Here is a 12312-nt window from a genome sequence, read left to right as displayed (position 1 = left end):
CACACGGGGGACTCTTCATGCAAGCGCAACTTCCACCCGCACTGCAGCAGCTGCATTTACCCTTGCGTCTCAAGCTGTGGGACGGCAATCAGTTCGATCTGGGGCCTAGCCCTCAGGTCACCATCCTGATCAAGGAACCGCAGCTGATCAGCCAGCTCAGCCACCCCAGCATGGGTGAGCTGGGCACTGCGTTCGTTGAAGGCAAGCTTGAGCTGGAAGGCGACATCGGCGAGGCGATCCGGGTCTGCGATGAGCTCAGCGATGCCTTGCTGGTGGGGCAGCAGGACACCTCACCGGTGCGCTCTGCCCACGACAAGCACACCGATGCGCAGGCCATCTCCTACCACTACGACGTATCTAATGAGTTCTACCAGCTGTGGCTGGATCAGGACATGGCCTACTCGTGCGCCTACTTCAAGGAGCCGGACAACACCCTTGATCAGGCCCAGCAGGACAAGTTCGACCACCTGTGTCGCAAGCTACGCCTGCAGCAGGACGACTACCTGTTGGACGTCGGCTGTGGCTGGGGCGGGCTGGCGCGTTTCGCGGCGCGTGAGTACGGCGCCAAGGTGTTCGGCATCACCTTGAGCAAGGAGCAGCTCAAGCTGGCGCGCCAGCGAGTCAAGGAGGAGGGGCTAGGTAAGCGGGTCGATCTGCAGATTCTCGACTACCGCGATCTGCCGCAGGATGGCCGCTTCGACAAGGTGGTCAGTGTCGGCATGTTCGAACATGTCGGCCATGCCAACCTCGACCTGTATTGCCAGACATTGTTTGGCGCCGTGCGCGAGGGCGGGGTGGTGATGAACCACGGCATCACGGCGCGGCATGTGGATGGTCGACCGGTAGGCAGAGGGGCGGGCGCGTTCATCGACCGTTACGTGTTCCCCAATGGCGAGCTGCCGCACCTGTCGATGATCAGCAGCAGCATCTGCACCGCTGGGCTCGAGGTGGTGGATGTAGAGAGCCTGCGCCTGCACTACGCGAGGACGCTGCATCAGTGGAGTGAGAACCTCGAGCACCAACTGCACCGGGCTGCGGCGATAGTGCCGGCCAAGACCCTGCGTATCTGGCGGCTGTATCTGGCAGGGTGTGCCTATGCCTTCAGCAAGGGCTGGATCAACCTGCACCAGATCCTCGCGGTCAAACCCTACGCCGATGGCCACCACGATCTGCCCTGGACGCGCGAGGATCTGTATCGCTGAGCGCCCTCAGAGCACCGGAGATATCAGCCGAGCGATACGCATCCCAAGCTGTTGCAGGCGGTGGGTATCGCGGCTGTCTTCGGCGGTGATCTCCTTGGCGTGGGAGAAGTCCTCCTGCAGCATCGCCTCGACCTGATCGGCAAACGCCCGGTCGACGGTCAGCAGGGTGATCTCGAAATTCAGCCGAAACGAGCGGTTGTCCAGGTTGGCGCTGCCGATGGCGCTGACCTCATCATCAACCAACACCACCTTCTGATGCAGGAAGCCCGGTTGGTAGCGGAACATGCGCACACCGGCGCGCACCGCTTCGAAGGCAAACAGGCTGGAAGCGGCGTAGACCACGCGGTGGTCCGGCCGCGCCGGGATCAGCACGCGCACGTCGACACCGCGCATCACGGCCAGGCGCAATGCCGCAAACACGGCCTCGTCGGGGATGAAGTACGGCGTGGTTATCCACACCCGGTGCACCGCCGAATGAATGGCCTCGACGAAGAACAGCGAGCAGGTTTCCTGGGGATCAGCCGGGCCGCTCGCCAGCAGCTGGCAGAGCACGCCGTTGTCTGGGTAGGTGTCCTGCAGAATCAGCGGCGACAGCTCGCGCGTGGCCCAGTACCAGTCCTCGGCGAACGACTCCTGCAGGCAGGCCACGGCCGGGCCGTTGATCTGTACATGGGTATCACGCCACGGTGACAGCTGCGGGTTGCCGCCCAGGTATTCATCGCCAACGTTATGCCCACCGATAAAGCCGACTTCACCATCCGCCACGACGATCTTGCGGTGGTTGCGGAAATTGACCTGAAAACGGTTGAACCAGCCGCCGCGGGTGGCGAAGGCCTTTACCTGCACACCGCCATCGCGTAGTTCCTTCACATAGCTGGCTGGCAGCGCATGGCTGCCGATGCGGTCGTATAGGACGAAAACCTGCACACCCTCGCCAGCCTTGCGCAGCAGTAGTTGCTGCAGCTCGCGGCCGATGATGTCGTCGTGGATGATGAAAAACTGGACCAGCACTGCTTGGCGGGCTTTATCGATCGCAGCAAAGATTGCGTCAAAGGTAGCCCGGCCATTGATCAGCAGCTTGACCTGGTTGTTCGCCAGACACGGCATGCGTCCCAGCTTGGGCATGGCGCGCAGGGCCTTGTAACTGTCCGACTCGCGCGCCGCCAATGCTTCCTCAACCCATGGCCGCCAGTTCAGGTTGGCCATCGCCACGTGCATCTCCTGGTTGGCCTGCCGACGCGCCTTGATGTAGGCGTTGAACGAGCGTGCGCCGAAGACCAGATAGGGGATCAAGGCCAGATACGGTATGAACAGCAACGGCATCGCCCAGGCGATTGCGCCCTGGGCAGTGCGCACGGTGAGCACGGCATGCAGCGCAGCTACCATCCCCAATAAATGAGTGAAGCCAATCACGTAACCGAAGAAATAGGGGCTGTGGTAATCCATGTGCATCCTGCTTGCTGAAAACACTACTGATAACAGACCACGGGTCTAGTGTAGCGTGCAACCGACTGACGAATTTGACGTCTAAGCTTGAGTCCGGCCAGTTGCCCGGTTATGCCAAGGAGCATTTATTGATGAACATCCGCCTGCCCCTGTTCGCCCTGGTCGTGAGTCTGACCAGCCCATTGGTCCACGCACAAATGCTCCAGCCCGGGCTGTGGGAACTGACCACCAGCGACATGCAGGTCGATGGCAAGGCACTGCCCGACATGGGCTTCATGCTGGGTCAGCTGAAGAACCTGCCGCCTGAGCAACGGGCGATGATGGAAGGCGCGCTGGCCAAGCAAGGTATTACCGTTGGCGGCAATGGCGTGCGCTCGTGCCTGACACCGGAGCAGGTCAAGACCGACGATATTCCGCTGCAGGATCCGAAGTCAGGCTGCACGCAGAGGATCACTGACCGCACCGGCAAGGTCTGGAAATTTGAATTCAGCTGCCCGAAAGCGCAGGGTCAGGGTGAAGCGACGTTCCTAAGTGATCGGGAATTCACCACCAAGGTGAACGGCACCTTCAACGCCTCGGGTGTGGAACAAAAGGGCAGTATGAATACCCGCGCGCAGTGGCTGGGTAGCGATTGCGGCACAGTCAAACCACGCGTAGGCGGTTAAGCGCGTCTGTTGTTGCAACCGGCTGCCGACCCAGCAGCCGGTTGCTGTTTCACCAGCGCCATTCGCTGACGGCTACCGCATCGTGAGCATGCAGGCTCTCTGCATGCTCGACCCTTATGCTGAATCCAGTTGCCCAAGGCAGCGCCTGCATCGCCAGGTGCAAGCGGCGGGCAGCGTCTTCGCAGAACATCAGGTTCTGCCCATTTGCTAAAGCAAAGGCCTGCTCATCGGCGCGCTTCACTGCTGTTTGCACTGCGGTGCCCAGCGCTGCCTCCACGCTATCTATCAGCGCTCTTAAAGGCAGCGTCTCTTTGCTCGCGGCTAACCTCACCTTGATGCGTGCTTCGCTGCGCTGACTGTGCGGTGTGGCGACGATGCCTTCGCTGCTGCCAAGCCAGGCAATCACCGCCTCTTCTTGCAGTTCCACCCCCGCGAAATCATCCAAGAACTGCTGCTGAATGAGCTGTCGCGCCAGCGCGGCGGAGCATGGGCATGTCGAGGAATAGGCAATTCGCACAAATAGTTCCACGTGGAACATTTCGTTCTTGATCGTCGCATCAACGGTTACTGGATAGCTCTTCCAGCCGGCTAGCGAGCTGATCAACGCAGGTCGATTGACCAGATAATCAAAGCTCAGATTGCAATGAGCGGCCGTAGAGAGGCCTTCGTGGCTGTCGAGGAACTCACTGAGCAGGCGGCGCAAAACAAGCGGCGACAGTTCTTCCTGCTCGATGCCTTGCAACGCCAGGTACAGGCGCGACATGTGGATACCGCGTGAGCGCCCATCAACCAGATTGACGCCTGCGCTGGCGCGAGCACTCACCCGGTGTCCCTCAATGGTCACGGGCAGCGCGATGCCTTGCATGCCAACCCAATCCAGCGGCTGGGCCTGTGGGTCCATCTGTGCAGCAATATCGGGCAGAGTCATTGGTGGGTTCCGGGAGAGATTGTTCGCAAGACGGGTTGGCTAAATTGTATTGTTATAATATAACATTAAGCAAATGCATCGCTTCGAATGCGTTCGCCTGATGAGGTTTGCCATGTCCACCCGTCTCCCCGTCACCGTGCTGTCTGGCTTTCTTGGCGCAGGCAAAAGCACCTTGCTCAATCATGTGCTGCGCAACCGCGACAACCTGCGCGTCGCCGTCATCGTCAACGACATGAGCGAAATCAACATCGATGCCAGCGAAGTGCAGCGCAACGTCAGCCTCAACCGCGCCGAAGAAAAACTGATCGAGATGAGCAACGGTTGCATCTGCTGCACCCTGCGCGAAGACCTGCTCGAAGAAGTCGCCCGGCTGGCAGAGGACGGTCGCTTTGATTACCTGCTGATCGAGTCGACCGGCATCTCTGAACCGCTACCAGTCGCCGAGACCTTCACCTTCCGCGATGAACAAGGCCGCAGCCTGTCTGACCTGGCACGGCTCGACACCATGGTGACCGTGGTCGACGGGTTGAATTTTCTGCGCGACTACCAGGCCGCAGATACCCTGGCCAGCCGCGGTGAGACGCTTGGCGAAGACGATGAGCGCTCGATCAGTGACCTGCTGATCGAGCAGATCGAGTTCGCCGATGTGCTGCTGCTGAGCAAGATCGACCTGATCGGCCAGGACCAGCGCAACGAGCTGATGGCGATCCTGCGCAGCCTCAATGCCCGCGCCCAGATTGTGCCGATGGTGATGGGCCAGGTGCCGCTGGCGCAGATTCTCGATACCGGCCTGTTCGACTTCGAGCAGGCCGCGCAGGCGCCCGGCTGGCTGCAGGAGCTGCGCGGCGAGCACGTACCGGAGACCGAGGAATACGGCATCGCCGCAAACTCCTGGCAGGCGCGGCGACCGCTGCACCCGCAGCGCTTCTTCGACTTTATCCACAAGCCATGGACCAATGGCCGATTGCTGCGCTCGAAGGGCTTCTTCTGGCTTGCCAGCAAGTATCAGGAGGCAGGCAGTTGGTCGCAGGCTGGCGGCATGATGCGCTACAGCTATGCAGGGCGCTGGTGGTGTTTTGTGCCAGAGGACCAGTGGCCGCAGGACGACGCCAGCAAGGCTGCGATTCTGGGTCACTGGAGTGAGGAAGCCGGGGATTGCCGCCAGGAGCTGGTATTCATCGGACAGAACATCGACTTTGCACAGTTATCCACAGCGCTGAATGCGTGTCTGTTGACCGACGAAGAGATGGCAGCCGGTTCGGATGCCTGGCTGAATTTCCCAGATCCGTTCGGTGCGTGGCATGAGGACATGGCCGCATAAACCGAGCCCTGTGGATAACATCGTGATGTGCAGGCTGGCCTTGACTGCCTGAGCAGGCGGGGCATAGTGGACGCTTCCGGTTACGGGGCCGCTTTGCCTCGCTTTGCGCAGATCATCGGCATGCTCAAGAACATCCCCACCCACGTCGTTGCCGGCCCTCTGGGCGCCGGCAAGACCAGCCTGATTGGCCATCTGCTTGCGCAAAAGCCTGCCAATGAGCGCTGGGCTGTGCTGGTCAACGAGTTTGGCCAGATCGGCCTGGACGCCGCGCTGTTACACCGTGACGAAGAAGGCGTTGCCATCGCTGAGGTTGCCGGTGGCTGCCTGTGCTGCGTCAACGGCGTGCCGTTTCAGGTTGGGCTGGGTCGGCTGCTGCGCAAAGCTCGCCCGGACCGGCTGTTTATCGAACCGTCCGGCCTGGGTCATCCGCTGCAGCTGTTGCAGCAGCTAAGCCAGGCGCCTTGGGCCGGCATACTGCAATTGCAGCCCTTGATCATGGTGCTGGATGCGTCCGCATTGGCCAGAAGAGAGCGCTTGGCAGAGGCGCAGCAACAAGCGCTGGCGGCAGCGGAGCTGTTGATAATCAACAAGGCCGACGCTGTGGATAACCCTCAGCGGCTGGCAATAACCGCGCAGTTATCGGAAAAACCTGCTTTCTGGACCGAACAAGGCCGGCTGGCGATTGCAGACCTTTTACAGCTTTCCACAGCCCCGACCCATGCTGTGACGGTGACGCCGTTGCCTGAGGATAACCATCCCAACCTGGCTGGCGCATTGTGGAAAAGTAGCGACAAGCCGCTGTTTGCCGCTGAAAAAGGCGAGGGTGGTTGGAGCTGTGGCTGGCGCTGGCATCCATCCCAATGCTTCGAAGAACAGCGTATCGAGCATTTTCTGAGCACCACACCGTGGCTCAGAGCTAAAGGAGTTATCCACAGCACATCTGGTTGGCAGTCCTTTAACGGTCTTGCTGGCGGCGTCTTGAGTTGGCAGCCAAGCGAATGGCGCAAGGATTCAAGGCTGGAGCTGATTTTCGCGAATGAGCAGCCTGTAGCAGCGCTGCAGCAGGCCATGGCCGACTGCCGTATTCAGCGCTGATCGTTGCTCCAGCGGTTGTGCTCCTGGCGCCACTGCTGCATCTCGATCACGTTGTCGCTACGTGGCGCCGGCTTTATCTCGAACGGGTAGGGCGCCAACTCGATCTGCATGGTGTGCGCACCAAACTGCGTGACAGTACCCGGATGGCGCTGCTCGCCGGTCACGGTGAATTCGAAGTTGTAGATCCGCGCCAGGCGCTTGCGGCCGTTGGCGTCGCGGACAAAGCCGATACGCTTGAGCGCTACGGCTTCGTCGAGCAGCTCCAGGTCGAGTTTGGCGCAATGCTGTTTGACCCGCTCGAGGGCTTTCTCGCGCAGCCCGTGGTTATGCCACAGCCAGGCGCCGCCGCTGGCCAGCAGCATCAGGACGAAGAGGTTCTCCAGGGTCAACATTTGCATATGCTCCAAACAGGTAGATCCAGCTTAACTGCGTCCCTGGCCTGTCGTACAGGTGGCAATCGGGTTCATACTGCGCAACGTTCTTATCTTGAAATCAGTTTTGGAAACCTCTGCATGAAACGCACGCCGCACTTGCTCGCGATCCAATCCCATGTGGTCTTCGGCCACGCCGGAAACAGCGCCGCGGTGTTTCCCATGCAGCGCATAGGCGTGAATGTCTGGCCGCTGAATACGGTGCAGTTCTCCAACCACACTCAGTATGGCCAGTGGGCCGGAGAAGTGCTTGCGCCAGCGCAAATTCCTGCGTTGGTGGAAGGCATTGCCAACATCGGCGAGCTGGGCAACTGCGATGCGGTGTTGTCCGGGTATCTGGGCAGCGCCGAGCAGGGCCGGGCGATTCTGGCCGGCGTCGAGCGGATCAAGGCGGTCAACCCCAAGGCGCTGTACCTGTGCGACCCGGTCATGGGCCATGCCGAGAAGGGCTGCAGCGTGCCGGCCGAGGTCAGCGACTTCCTTCTGCAACAGGCTGCGGCCAAGGCCGATATTCTCTGCCCTAACCAGCTTGAGCTGGACAGCTTCAGCGGGCGCAAGGCGCAGTCGCTGGAAGATTGCGTGGCGATGGCGCGCAACCTGCTCGCCCGCGGCCCGCAGGTGGTGCTGGTCAAGCACCTGAGCTATCCGGGCCGCGCCGAAGACTCTTTCGAAATGCTGCTGGTCACTGCCGAAGACTGCTGGCACTTGCGCCGGCCGCTGCTGTGCTTCCCACGCCAGCCGGTTGGCGTCGGTGACCTTACCTCAGGGCTGTTCCTGGCTCGCGTGCTGCTGGGCGACAGCTGGCTGCAAGCGTTTGAATACACCGCAGCGGCTGTCCACGAGGTGCTGCTGGAAACCCAGGCCTGCGCCAGCTACGAACTGCAGCTGGTGCGAGCCCAGGATCGCATTGCCCATCCGCGCGTGCGTTTCGAAGCGCAACGCCTGAGCGTTTAGAACCATCTCGTTCAAGGTCTCTGCTTTTGCTCTGGCTTGATATCGCCGGGGCCGCTGCGCAGCCCTTTCGCGACACAAGGCCGCTCCCACCGGACGGCGTACGCCCGGCTCCGTCCATGTAGGAGCGGCCTCGTGTCGCGAAAGGGCTGCGCAGCGGCCCCGGCGAGTTCACGACTAGTGAAATTTCAAAACACCTTGAAATGGATAGCGTTTAGATCGAGTCGGTTTTCAGGTCCTGGTAGCGTTTTTCCAGCTCCTGACGGATCTGCCGGCGCTGTTTGCCCTGAAGGAAGCGGCGTTTTTCTTCGCTGCTTTGCGGCAGGCGCGCCGGCACCGGGACCGGCCGGCGATTATCATCCACCGCCACCATGGTGAAGAAGCAGCTGTTGGAATGGCGTACCGAGCGCTCGCGAATGTTCTCGGTCACCACTTTGATGCCCACTTCCATCGACGTGTTGCCGGTGTAGTTGACCGACGCCATGAACGTCACCAGCTCGCCGACATGTACAGGCTCGCGGAACACTACCTGATCGACCGACAGGGTCACTACATACGTCCCCGCGTAACGGCTGGCGCACGCATAGGCCACCTCGTCGAGGTACTTGAGCAAGGTGCCGCCATGTACGTTGCCGGAGAAGTTGGCCATGTCCGGGGTCATCAGGACGGTCATAGTCAGCTGGGCGTTTCCAGGTTCCATAGTGTGCTCACGGTGAGGTTGCGCTGAATCGGGGCCGGTATCTGCAGACACTTCTTGGTACCCCTGTTGAAATTTCCGATCTAGATACGGGACGCCGCAGAGCGCTCCGTCGTCACGCGCATGGGCCGTCAGCAGTGTTGTGCACCACAAGCGGGCAGCGGTCATAGCTCGCATCACAAAACGTGCAGCAGCACATCAACCGATCTGTTTCTGCATATTGCGCAGACGTTTTGCGTCCGGGCGCGATGGTAACCTGAGTCAGCCCATGCAACATGGGCTTTCCCCGCTTTAATCACAGTATGTACTTGCTGCCCGCTCAGGTTCGCCTCAGCGGAGGAGCGGTCTGCTCTGGCACCGTGAACAAGGAGTAGCACGCCATGCATGCCATAAGCTTCATCCAGGATCTTGCCGTAATCATGTTGGTGGCGGGCGTGGTCACCATCGTCTTTCATCGGTTGAAACAACCGGTGGTCCTGGGTTACATCGTTGCCGGCTTTATCATCGGCCCGCACACCCCGCCATTTGGCCTTATTCACGACGAAGACACGATCAAGACCCTGGCCGAGCTTGGGGTGATCTTCCTGATGTTCTGCCTGGGCCTTGAGTTCAGCCTGCGCAAGCTGTTCAAGGTAGGGGCCACGGCATTTATCGCGGCGTTCATGGAAATCGTCCTGATGATCTGGATCGGTTTCGAAATCGGCCGCTGGTTCGGCTGGAACACCATGGACTCGCTGTTCCTCGGCGCGATCCTGGCGATTTCCTCGACCACCATCATCGTCAAAGCCCTCAATGACCTGAAGATGAAGAACGAGCGCTTCGCGCAGTTGATCTTCGGCGTGCTGATCGTCGAGGACATCCTCGGTATCGGCATCATCGCCTTGCTCTCGGGTATCGCCGTCAGCGGCTCGGTCAGCTCTGGCGAAGTTTTCTCGACAGTCGGCAAGCTGTCGCTGTTCATGATCGTGGCGTTGGTTATCGGCATTCTGCTGGTGCCGCGGCTGCTGGCCTACGTGGCCAAATTCGAAAGCAACGAGATGCTCCTGATCACCGTGCTGGGGCTGTGCTTCGGCTTCTGCCTGCTGGTGGTCAAGCTTGAGTACAGCATGGTCCTCGGTGCATTCCTGATCGGCGCGATCATGGCCGAGTCGCGGCAACTGCTGAAGATCGAGCGTCTGATCGAACCGGTACGCGACATGTTCAGCGCGATCTTCTTCGTGGCCATCGGCCTGATGATCGACCCGCAGGTGCTGGTCGACTACGCCTGGCCAATCGTGGTGATCACCTTCGCCGTGGTACTGGGCAAGATGCTCTCGTGCGGCATGGGCGCGTTCATTGCCGGCAACGATGGCCGTACCTCGCTGCGGGTGGGCATGGGCCTGTCGCAGATTGGCGAGTTCTCGTTCATCATCGCCGCGCTGGGCATGACCTTACAGGTCACCAGTGACTTCCTCTATCCGGTGGCGGTGGCGGTCTCGGCGATTACCACCTTGCTCACGCCATATCTGATTCGGGCGGCTGACCCGCTGTCGATCAAGCTCGGTCAGATCATGCCCAGCCGGCTGTCACGGGTGCTGTCGCTGTATGGCGAATGGCTGCGCAGCATTCAGCCACAAGGTGAGGGTGCCATGCTCGCGGCGATGATCCGGCGCATCCTGCTGCAGGTTGGGGTCAACCTGGCGCTGGTGATCGCGATCTTCTTTACCGGTGGCTACTTTGCCGAGCGGATCGGCCTGTGGCTGAGCGAGTGGCTGGGCGATGTCAGCCAGCAGAAGGCGCTGATCTGGGGTGCGGCGTTGTTGCTGTCGCTGCCGTTCCTGATTGCGGCATACCGCAAGCTCAAGGCGCTGTCGATGCTGTTGGCGGAGATGGGGGTCAAGCCGGAGATGGCCGGGCGGCATACGCAGCGGGTCCGGCGGGTGATCGCCGAGGTTATCCCGTTGCTGTCACTGCTGGTGATCTTCCTGCTGCTGTCGGCGTTGTCCGCGAGCATCTTGCCGACCAACGAACTGCTGCTGGTGATCGTGGTGGTGGCTGCGGTGGTGGTCGCGGTGCTGTGGCGCTGGTTCATCCGCGTGCACACGCGGATGCAGATCGCTCTGCTCGAAACGCTGGAAAACAACCGCGATCAAGCCCACTGACATTCAACGCAATCGCGGTGCAGAGTGCACCGCGATTGCGTTGAGCGCGGATCAGCTTTCCAGCCAGACGTCGCGCGCCCAGTGCCAGACCGATTCCCAGCTTTCTTCGGTAACCAGCTCTTCTTCGCCCGACCACAGCACCACGGTGCCGTCTTCTTCGACGCAGTAGTAGTTCTCGCCGTCCTGGCAGATCGGGATCAGCTCGCGTGGCACGCCGGCATCCCAGGCGTTGGCAGCAACTTCCGGCAGATAGGTGTGTGACTGTGGGTCGGTGACGGTGACCGGCTCCAGGCTGCCGTAAATCACATCGCTGACTGTCAGCAGATATTCCTTGAACACGAACGGAATATTGATGAACAGCTGCTCCTCGACTTCGACCAACTGATCCTCGTCAGGAAGCTCCAGGGGCACCGGCACCGGCTCATTGGCTTCACGCAGTTGTTCGATCACTTCTTCCACGGTTCACATCCTCTCGCTTGATGACAACGCTGCGGGTTATACCCTAGTAGGGCGCTCTGGCAAAAGCAAAAACCCCGGGCAAGCCCGGGGTTTTTTATGCAGCGAGCCTGGATCAGCCGTTCTGGCGGATACCGGCGACCAGCCAAGGCTGGTTGTCGCCTTGGGCGCGCTCCATGTGCCAGCTTTCGCTGAACGCCTCGCCCTGGTCGAAACGCGAGGTTTTCGACAGACCGCTGAAGGTCAGGGTGGCGATGGTCTTGTCGGCGCGATCTTCGACACCGTCCAACTGCACTTCGAGGTTGTCGATGTAGGTGGACTGGAAGCCATCACCCAGATCAGCGCGCTCGCGCTTGAGGAACTCAAGCAGTTGTGGGGTCACGAACTCGGAGATCTTGTCCATCTCGTTGGCGTCCCAGTGCTGCTGCAGCGTTTGGAAGTGGCTGCGCGCGGCATTCAGGAAGCTTTGCTCGTTGAACCAGGCTGGCGCGTTGATCGCAGGTGCGGCGGCAACAGGTGCGGCAGAACCACCGAAGATAGACGGCTGCGCTGCTTGCTGGTTGTACGCCTCACGCTGGAACGGTGCATGGCCGGCAGCAGCAACTTGTGGTTGTTGCTTGCGGCGACGCGCAGCGATGAAGCGGAACACCAGGAAGGCAATCAGGCCCATGATCAGGAAGTCCATGATCTGCATGCCCTGGAAACCGTCACCCATGAACATGGAGGCCAGCAGACCACCGGCGGCGAGGCCGGCGAGTGGGCCCAACCAGCGCGAAGCACCGCTGGCGGCGGCCGGCGCACGACCTGCAGCATTTGGTGCGGCAGCTGGAGTGTTTGGCGTAGCCTGGCGAGTCTGGTGCATAGGCGCGGCGCCCGAGCTCTTGCCGCCGCCGAAGCGTTTGGCGTTAGCGTCCAGGCTCAGCGTCAGGCCGAGGCACAGCGCCAGGGCGATGCTAAGAAAACGTTGCATAAGTGGGAT

12 protein-coding genes are annotated in these 12312 nt (G+C 60.7%); 6 read left to right on the top strand and 6 right to left on the bottom strand.

Translation table 11 applies throughout. From position 1 onward, the window contains the following. Nucleotides 1–17: 17 nt before the first annotated feature. Entirely contained in the window at nt 18–1202 is a 1185-nt protein-coding gene (gene cfaB, locus ACQZ2L_RS02655) for a C17 cyclopropane fatty acid synthase CfaB (RefSeq protein WP_430324611.1), read from the top strand. Between the two features lie 6 nt (nt 1203–1208). Here the strand turns inward: cfaB and cls are convergent, their stop codons facing one another. Continuing rightward, entirely contained in the window at nt 1209–2648 is a 1440-nt protein-coding gene (cls, locus tag ACQZ2L_RS02650) for a cardiolipin synthase (RefSeq protein WP_430324610.1), read from the bottom strand. 131 nt (nt 2649–2779) lie between these two features. On the opposite strand from cls, the gene ACQZ2L_RS02645 reads away from it, so the two are divergent. Next, on the top strand, nt 2780–3313 hold the full coding sequence (locus tag ACQZ2L_RS02645; protein ID WP_430324609.1) for a DUF3617 domain-containing protein: 534 nt from the start codon (nt 2780–2782) through the stop codon (nt 3311–3313). Nucleotides 3314–3362: 49 nt separating this feature from the next. Here ACQZ2L_RS02645 and folE2 read toward each other — a convergent pair whose 3' ends face one another. Beyond that, nucleotides 3363–4241: a GTP cyclohydrolase FolE2 gene (gene folE2, locus ACQZ2L_RS02640; RefSeq protein ID WP_430324607.1), complete on the bottom strand. Its 879-nt coding sequence runs from the start codon at nt 4239–4241 to the stop codon at nt 3363–3365. A gap of 112 nt (nt 4242–4353) precedes the next feature. On the opposite strand from folE2, the gene zigA reads away from it, so the two are divergent. After that, a complete protein-coding gene (zigA, locus tag ACQZ2L_RS02635) occupies nt 4354–5562 on the top strand; it encodes a zinc metallochaperone GTPase ZigA (RefSeq protein ID WP_430324606.1) in 1209 nt (402 codons plus the stop codon). Nucleotides 5563–5682: 120 nt separating this feature from the next. Then, complete coding sequence (locus ACQZ2L_RS02630) at nt 5683–6657, top strand: CobW family GTP-binding protein (RefSeq protein ID WP_430324744.1); 975 nt, start codon at nt 5683–5685, stop codon at nt 6655–6657. Here the strand turns inward: ACQZ2L_RS02630 and ACQZ2L_RS02625 are convergent. Then, nucleotides 6648–7049, bottom strand: coding sequence for a DUF3301 domain-containing protein (locus tag ACQZ2L_RS02625; protein WP_103435513.1), 402 nt, complete (start codon nt 7047–7049; stop codon nt 6648–6650). The genes ACQZ2L_RS02630 and ACQZ2L_RS02625 overlap by 10 nt on opposite strands. Nucleotides 7050–7169: 120 nt before the next feature. On the opposite strand from ACQZ2L_RS02625, the gene pdxY reads away from it, so the two are divergent. Then, on the top strand, nt 7170–8042 hold the full coding sequence (pdxY, locus tag ACQZ2L_RS02620; protein WP_430324605.1) for a pyridoxal kinase PdxY: 873 nt from the start codon (nt 7170–7172) through the stop codon (nt 8040–8042). A gap of 211 nt (nt 8043–8253) precedes the next feature. On the opposite strand, the gene ACQZ2L_RS02615 is transcribed toward pdxY, so the two are convergent. After that, on the bottom strand, nt 8254–8739 hold the full coding sequence (locus tag ACQZ2L_RS02615) for an acyl-CoA thioesterase (protein ID WP_101322816.1): 486 nt from the start codon (nt 8737–8739) through the stop codon (nt 8254–8256). A gap of 377 nt (nt 8740–9116) precedes the next feature. Here ACQZ2L_RS02615 and ACQZ2L_RS02610 point away from each other — a divergent pair, with 377 nt between their 5' ends. Beyond that, entirely contained in the window at nt 9117–10877 is a 1761-nt protein-coding gene (locus tag ACQZ2L_RS02610; RefSeq protein ID WP_430324604.1) for a cation:proton antiporter, read from the top strand. Nucleotides 10878–10928: 51 nt separating this feature from the next. On the opposite strand, the gene ACQZ2L_RS02605 is transcribed toward ACQZ2L_RS02610, so the two are convergent. Further along, on the bottom strand, nt 10929–11336 hold the full coding sequence (locus ACQZ2L_RS02605; protein ID WP_101322819.1) for an SMI1/KNR4 family protein: 408 nt from the start codon (nt 11334–11336) through the stop codon (nt 10929–10931). Between the two features lie 112 nt (nt 11337–11448). Then, nucleotides 11449–12303 carry a Tim44 domain-containing protein gene (locus ACQZ2L_RS02600; RefSeq protein WP_430324603.1) on the bottom strand — a complete coding sequence of 285 codons (855 nt, stop codon included), beginning with the start codon at nt 12301–12303 and terminating at the stop codon, nt 11449–11451. Nucleotides 12304–12312 lie beyond the last annotated feature (9 nt).

Source organism: Pseudomonas shirazensis (assembly GCF_050496565.1).
GTDB classification, from domain to species: Bacteria; Pseudomonadota; Gammaproteobacteria; order Pseudomonadales; family Pseudomonadaceae; genus Aquipseudomonas; species Aquipseudomonas shirazensis_A.
Note: the sequence above shows the minus strand (reverse complement) of the source record. Positions and strands in the feature narration are given on the sequence as shown.

Excerpts from the sequence above, each read along its gene's own strand:
- cfaB (WP_430324611.1), top strand. The coding sequence starts at position 18 with ATGCAAGCGCAACTTCCACCCGCACTGCAGCAGCTGCATTTACCCTTG.
- ACQZ2L_RS02600 (WP_430324603.1), bottom strand. The coding sequence starts at position 12,303 with ATGCAACGTTTTCTTAGCATCGCCCTGGCGCTGTGCCTCGGCCTGACG.
- ACQZ2L_RS02625 (WP_103435513.1), bottom strand. The coding sequence starts at position 7,049 with ATGTTGACCCTGGAGAACCTCTTCGTCCTGATGCTGCTGGCCAGCGGC.
- pdxY (WP_430324605.1), top strand. The coding sequence starts at position 7,170 with ATGAAACGCACGCCGCACTTGCTCGCGATCCAATCCCATGTGGTCTTC.
- ACQZ2L_RS02645 (WP_430324609.1), top strand. The coding sequence starts at position 2,780 with ATGAACATCCGCCTGCCCCTGTTCGCCCTGGTCGTGAGTCTGACCAGC.
- zigA (WP_430324606.1), top strand. The coding sequence starts at position 4,354 with ATGTCCACCCGTCTCCCCGTCACCGTGCTGTCTGGCTTTCTTGGCGCA.
- ACQZ2L_RS02610 (WP_430324604.1), top strand. The coding sequence starts at position 9,117 with ATGCATGCCATAAGCTTCATCCAGGATCTTGCCGTAATCATGTTGGTG.
- folE2 (WP_430324607.1), bottom strand. The coding sequence starts at position 4,241 with ATGACTCTGCCCGATATTGCTGCACAGATGGACCCACAGGCCCAGCCG.
- cls (WP_430324610.1), bottom strand. The coding sequence starts at position 2,648 with ATGGATTACCACAGCCCCTATTTCTTCGGTTACGTGATTGGCTTCACT.
- ACQZ2L_RS02630 (WP_430324744.1), top strand. The coding sequence starts at position 5,683 with ATGCTCAAGAACATCCCCACCCACGTCGTTGCCGGCCCTCTGGGCGCC.
- ACQZ2L_RS02615 (WP_101322816.1), bottom strand. The coding sequence starts at position 8,739 with ATGGAACCTGGAAACGCCCAGCTGACTATGACCGTCCTGATGACCCCG.